Source organism: Paraburkholderia sp., from assembly GCF_036488505.1.
GTDB lineage: Bacteria > Pseudomonadota > Gammaproteobacteria > Burkholderiales > Burkholderiaceae > Paraburkholderia.
This window is the reverse complement of record NZ_DASXHN010000019.1, coordinates 1-5865: the sequence shown is the minus strand read 5'-3', so window position 1 is coordinate 5865 and position 5865 is coordinate 1. Positions and strand designations below refer to the sequence as shown.

General features: G+C 62.3%; 5 protein-coding genes. All 5 read right to left on the bottom strand.

What is annotated here, in order from left to right; genetic code table 11:
- Positions 1-386: 386 nt before the first annotated feature.
- On the bottom strand, positions 387-1256 hold the full coding sequence (gene pssA, locus VGH68_RS01280) for a CDP-diacylglycerol--serine O-phosphatidyltransferase (protein ID WP_331601694.1): 870 nt from the start codon (positions 1254-1256) through the stop codon (positions 387-389).
- Between the two features lie 24 nt (positions 1257-1280).
- Positions 1281-1919, bottom strand: a complete 639-nt coding sequence (locus VGH68_RS01275) for a phosphatidylserine decarboxylase (protein WP_331601693.1) — start codon at positions 1917-1919, stop codon at positions 1281-1283.
- Between the two features lie 322 nt (positions 1920-2241).
- Positions 2242-3258, bottom strand: coding sequence for a ketol-acid reductoisomerase (ilvC, locus tag VGH68_RS01270; RefSeq protein ID WP_331601692.1), 1017 nt, complete (start codon positions 3256-3258; stop codon positions 2242-2244).
- Between the two features lie 150 nt (positions 3259-3408).
- The gene (gene ilvN / locus VGH68_RS01265) at positions 3409-3900 is read right to left on the bottom strand and encodes an acetolactate synthase small subunit (RefSeq protein WP_025602412.1); all 492 of its coding nucleotides are present in this window, start codon (positions 3898-3900) and stop codon (positions 3409-3411) included.
- A 111-nt stretch (positions 3901-4011) separates the two neighbouring features.
- Positions 4012-5775, bottom strand: coding sequence for an acetolactate synthase 3 catalytic subunit (locus VGH68_RS01260; protein ID WP_331601691.1), 1764 nt, complete (start codon positions 5773-5775; stop codon positions 4012-4014).
- Positions 5776-5865 lie beyond the last annotated feature (90 nt).

The window sequence follows — 5865 nt, the reverse complement described above, 5'->3', positions numbered from 1 at the left end:
TGATCAGTTTGTCGGCCATGTCGGGTCTCCTGGGGAGTCGTTCAATTGTGGGGATCGGATATTGGAATTCGGGCGTTTTGCGCCACCGTTGGCGACGCTATAAGCCGCAGACGAGGCAGACGGAGGGCGGAAAACGATAGGCGATCAGCGCGCCAGATGCGCCAGCACTAGCGCACCCGCGGCGCACCAGCTTGTTGAGGCTCGTGCTGCAGCTCAAATGGGAACCTGAACGCATTTATCCAACGACTATAGCGGCATTCCCGTCGCCGTGCAATTGGCGTCGGACCTGCCTGCCGCGCGCCGTCGGACGGGCTCGACAACGAAAAACGGCAGCCTGCGAAGGCTGCCGTTTTCTCATGTCACGTTCATGTAACGAAGCTGCGCCATTACCTGTCCCGCGCCACGGACCGAGCCGGATTCGCCCTGCCCCGCAGCGCCTGGTAGCCCCAGAACACATAGCCCGACAGACCGTACAGCACGAACAGGCCGAACAGCATCAGCGGCGGATCGGACGACACCAGCACGAACGCCACCACCACGAGCAGAATCACGCCGAACGGCACGCGGTGCCGCACATCGAGCGCCTTGCCGCTGTAGAACGGCGCGTTCGACACCATCGTCACACCGGCGTAGATGGTCAGCACAAAGGCGACCCACGGCAACCACACCAGCTTGAGCGGCACGCGGTTGTCGGTGGCGAGCCACACGAAACCGGCGATCAGCGCCGCGGCGGCGGGGCTCGGCATACCCTGGAAGAAGCGCTTGTCGACGACGCCAATGTTGGTGTTGAAACGCGCAAGTCGCAGCGCCGCGCCTGAGCAGTAGACGAACGCCGCGAGCCAGCCCCAGCGCCCGAGATCCTTCAGGACCCATTCGTACATCACGAGCGCGGGTGCCACACCGAACGACACCATGTCCGACAGGCTGTCGAACTGCTCGCCGAACGCGCTTTGCGTATGCGTCATGCGTGCGACGCGACCATCCATGCCGTCGAGCACCATCGCGACGAAGATCGCGATCGCCGCGATCTCGAAGCGTACGTTCATCGCCTGCACGACGGCGAAGAAGCCGCAGAACAGCGCCGCGGTCGTGAACGCGTTCGGCAGCAGATAGATGCCGCGCTTGCGGAGGAACTGCTGACGCTGCGCGCGCCGGCTGTCGGCGACCGGCAAGTCCGTCACCACCGGCTTGTTGCGGCGAAACGGCCGCGGCAGCGGTCCGCTGCTACGGGGGCGACGCGGTTTGAATGCGGCCATTCGGACAACCTCCTGTATGCCGCTTTACAGCTCGGCGAGGATCGTGGACGACGCCGACACCTTCTCGCCGATCGACACGCGCGGACGGCTGCCCACCGGCAGATACACGTCGACGCGCGACCCGAAGCGGATGAACCCGTAGCGCTGACCGCGAGTCAGCGGCTCGCCGGAGCGTACATAGCAAAGAATGCGCCGTGCGATCAGACCGGCGATCTGCACCGACGTCACCGTCTGGCCGCCGGCCATTTCGATCACGACGGCATTGCGCTCGTTCTCGAGCGACGCTTTGTCCACCGCGGCATTCAGATACGCGCCGGGAAAGTATTCGACCTTGGAGATCGCGCCATCGACCGGCGAGCGCTGCGAGTGTACGTTGAAGACGTTCATGAACACACTGATCTTCAGCGCTTCACGATTCGCATACGGATCATGCGCGGTTTCGACCGCGACGATGCGGCCGTCGGCCGGGCACAGCACCGCATTCGCCTGAGTCGGAATCGGCCGGGCCGGGTCGCGGAAGAACTGCACGATGAAAATCAGGATCAGCCAGAAGATCCACGCAATGCCGAACCCCGCGAACGCGTGAACGAGCAAGGCAACGACGGCCGCGATGGCGATGAACGGCCAGCCTTCTCGCGCGATGATCGGATGAGGGTAATTCATGGATGGCTTCTGTGTTTTTGCGGGAAGCCCGCTTCCTCGCGGAAGGAGGCCCCCTGAGAACCGTATGCGCGAGTTTCGCCACATACGGCTCGAATCTACAAACAAAGCCCGGTCTTGGAGCCGGGCCGGCTTAGGTACCGCGATCAGTTACCGCAATTTTACCTGCGTGCACCTGCCGATGGCAGTGCGGGTGAAGCAGAATCCTGGCGAGAGAGCCGTAGGATAGCAAAAGCCGCCCAGGATTCAGCACCCTTGGACGGCTTTTTGACTCGCCCGGCCGCCGCGCCAACGCGCCGCGCCGGAGTTTTCCGCGTCGATGCGCTTAGTTCTTCGACTGGTCGACGAGCTTGTTCTTCGCGATCCACGGCATCATCGCGCGCAGCTTCGCACCGACCTGTTCGATCTGGTGCTCGGCCGTCAGACGACGGCGCGATTGCAACGTCGGCGCGCCAGCCTTGTTCTCGATGATGAAGCTCTTCGCATATTCGCCGGTCTGGATGTCGGTCAGCACGGCCTTCATCGCCTTCTTCGTCTCAGCCGTCACGATGCGCGGACCCGTCACGTATTCGCCGTACTCGGCGTTGTTCGAGATCGAGTAGTTCATGTTCGCGATGCCGCCTTCGTAGATCAGGTCGACGATCAGCTTCAGTTCGTGCAGGCACTCGAAGTAAGCCATTTCGGGTGCATAGCCTGCCTCGACCAGCGTTTCAAAGCCAGCCTTGATCAGGTCGACGGTACCGCCGCACAGAACAGCCTGTTCGCCGAACAGGTCGGTTTCCGTTTCTTCGCGGAAGTTGGTTTCGATGATGCCGGCACGGCCACCGCCGTTAGCCGCCGCGTACGACAGCGCGATGTCGCGTGCCGAGCCCGACTTGTCCTGCGCCACCGCGATCAGGTGCGGCACGCCGCCACCTTGCGAGTAGGTGCCGCGCACCGTGTGGCCCGGCGCCTTCGGCGCGATCATGATGACGTCCAGATCGGCGCGCGGAATCACCTGGCCGTAGTGAACGTTGAAACCGTGCGCGAATGCCAGTGCCGCGCCTTGCTTGGCATTTCCGTGAACTTCCTTCGCATACACTTCGGCGATCTGCTCGTCCGGCAGCAGCATCATCACGACGTCCGCGCCCTTGACCGCTTCCGCGACTTCCTTGACCTGCAGGCCGGCGTTCTCGGCCTTGCTCCATGATGCGCCGCCCTTGCGCAGACCGACGGTGATGTTCACGCCGCTTTCCTTCAGGTTCAGCGCGTGCGCATGGCCTTGCGAGCCATAGCCGATGATGGTGACCTGCTTGCCCTTGATAAGGGAGAGATCGGCGTCCTTGTCGTAGAAAACTTTCATGTCGGTTCCTTGGCTAGATTCGATGATTCAGAAAAATTCAGGTACTGCAAATAGTGTGTTGCCAGCCGGGCGGGTGGTGCGCTGCCCCGCCTCGCGATCGTGACGCCGGCTGACGGCGCCGCAACGCGAAAAGCGTCGAAGCGCCGCGCGTCAGACCTTCAGAATGCGCTCGCCGCGACCGATGCCCGAGCTGCCCGTGCGGACCGTCTCGAGAATCGCCGTGGAATCGAGCCCCTCGATGAAGGCGTCGAGCTTGTCGCTCGCCCCCGTCAATTCGATCGTGTAGGTCTTTTCGGTGACGTCGATGATGCGGCCGCGGAAAATATCCGACATCCGCTTCATCTCCTCACGTTCCTTGCCGACCGCCCTCACCTTGATCAGCATCAGCTCGCGTTCGATATGGGCGCCCTCGGTAAGGTCGACCACTTTCACCACCTCGATCAGGCGGTTCAGATGCTTGGTGATCTGTTCGATCACGTCGTCGGAGCCAATGGAGACGATGGTCATGCGCGACAGCGAACGGTCTTCGGTCGGAGCCACCGTCAAGGTTTCAATGTTGTAGCCGCGTGCCGAGAACAGACCCACCACGCGTGACAACGCGCCCGGTTCGTTTTCCAGCAGAACGGAGATGATGTGTCTCATGTTTCGCTTCTTCCAGATGTTGTGTCGATGTCCACGGACGGTGCGGCGCCGCTGCGTCCGCTCACGCCTTTTATGAAGGCGCGCATGACGAAGCCGGCCGCCGGGCCGCCGTTACAGATCTTCCGAACCCATGAGCATCTCGGTGATGCCCTTGCCGGCCTGAACCATCGGCCAGACGTTTTCGGTCGGATCCGTCTGGAAGTCGAGAAACACGGCGCGATCCTTCAGGCGCAGCGCTTCTTTCAGCGCCGGCTCGACATCGGCGGTGCGCTCGATACGCATGCCGACGTGGCCATACGCTTCGGCGAGCTTCACGAAGTCAGGCAGCGCATCCATGTACGAATGCGAATAGCGCTTGCTGTATTCGATCTGCTGCCACTGGCGCACCATGCCCAGATAGCGGTTGTTCAGCGACAGGATCTTGACCGGGAGGCCGTACTGCTTGCAGGTCGACAGCTCCTGGATACACATCTGGATCGAGCCTTCCCCGGTGATGCACAGCACGTCGTCGTTCGGGTGCGCCATCTTCACGCCCATCGCGGCCGGCAGACCGAAGCCCATCGTGCCGAGGCCGCCCGAGTTGATCCAGCGGCGCGGCTTGTTGAAGCGGTAGAACTGCGCGGCCCACATCTGGTGCTGACCGACGTCGGAGCACACGAACGCATTGCCGCCGGTGAGTTCCCATGCCTTTTCGACCACGTACTGCGGCTTGATGATCTCGCTCTCGCGGTCGAACTTCAGGCAGTCTTTCGCGCGCCAGCCTTCGATGTCCTTCCACCAGTCGGCAAGCGCCGCGGTGTCCGGGCCGTGCTCGGCCGTCTGCAGTTGCTCGATCAGATCCTTGAGCACTTCCTTCACGTCGCCGACGATCGGAATATCGACCTTGACGCGCTTGGAGATCGACGAAGGATCGATGTCGATATGAATGATCTTGCGCGGACGCGACGCGAAGTGCGCCGGGTCGCCGATTACTCGGTCGTCGAAGCGCGCGCCGATCGCGATCAGCACGTCGCAGTGCTGCATCGCCATGTTGGCTTCGTACGTGCCGTGCATGCCGAGCATGCCGAGGAATTTCCTGTCGCTCGCGCGATAGCCGCCAAGCCCCATCAACGTGTTGGTGACGGGGTAGCCGAGCAGATCGGCGAACTGGTTCAGCTCACGCGACGCATCCGCGAGAATGATGCCGCCGCCGGTATAGATATACGGGCGCTTCGCCGACAGCAGCAGCGAGACCGCCTTGCGGATCTGACCGGAGTGGCCCTTCGTGACCGGGTTGTACGAGCGCAGCGACACGCTCTTGAGCGGTTCGTACTGGCACGGCGCCTTCGATACGTCTTTCGGAATGTCGATCAGCACCGGGCCGGGACGGCCGGTACGGGCGATATAGAAGGCTTTCTTGACAGTGGCGGCGAGATCGCGCACGTCCTTCACGAGGAAGTTGTGCTTCACGCAGGGACGCGTGATGCCGACCGTGTCGCACTCCTGGAAGGCGTCCTGACCGATCGCGGCGGTCGGCACCTGACCGGTGATGATCACCATCGGGATCGAGTCCATATACGCGGTCGCGATACCGGTCACCGCATTGGTGACGCCGGGGCCGGAGGTCACGAGACACACGCCGACCTTGCCGGTCGAGCGCGAATACGCGTCGGCAGCGTGCACGGCGGCCTGTTCGTGGCGCACCAGTACGTGCTGGAATTTGTCCTGCTTGTACAGCTCGTCGTAAATGTAGAGTACCGAGCCGCCGGGATAGCCCCAGACGAACTCGACCGCTTCGTCGGCCAGTGCTTTCATGAGCACGGTGGCGCCGATAGAGTCTGCTTCGTGTTGGGGGGTCGTATCCGACGTGGAGAATTCCGCGCTGGGCATATTCATTTATTCACCTTTCGAATTTTCGGCAAAAAATTGATCGGGTGCTCTCTGCCGGGCTCGTGACTCGGGTTCAAGCGGCGCGTCCAGTTGACA

Coding starts and splice junctions, on each gene's coding strand:
- pssA (WP_331601694.1), bottom strand. CDS start 1,256: ATGGCCGCATTCAAACCGCGTCGCCCCCGTAGCAGCGGACCGCTGCCG.
- VGH68_RS01275 (WP_331601693.1), bottom strand. CDS start 1,919: ATGAATTACCCTCATCCGATCATCGCGCGAGAAGGCTGGCCGTTCATC.
- ilvC (WP_331601692.1), bottom strand. CDS start 3,258: ATGAAAGTTTTCTACGACAAGGACGCCGATCTCTCCCTTATCAAGGGC.
- ilvN (WP_025602412.1), bottom strand. CDS start 3,900: ATGAGACACATCATCTCCGTTCTGCTGGAAAACGAACCGGGCGCGTTG.
- VGH68_RS01260 (WP_331601691.1), bottom strand. CDS start 5,775: ATGAATATGCCCAGCGCGGAATTCTCCACGTCGGATACGACCCCCCAA.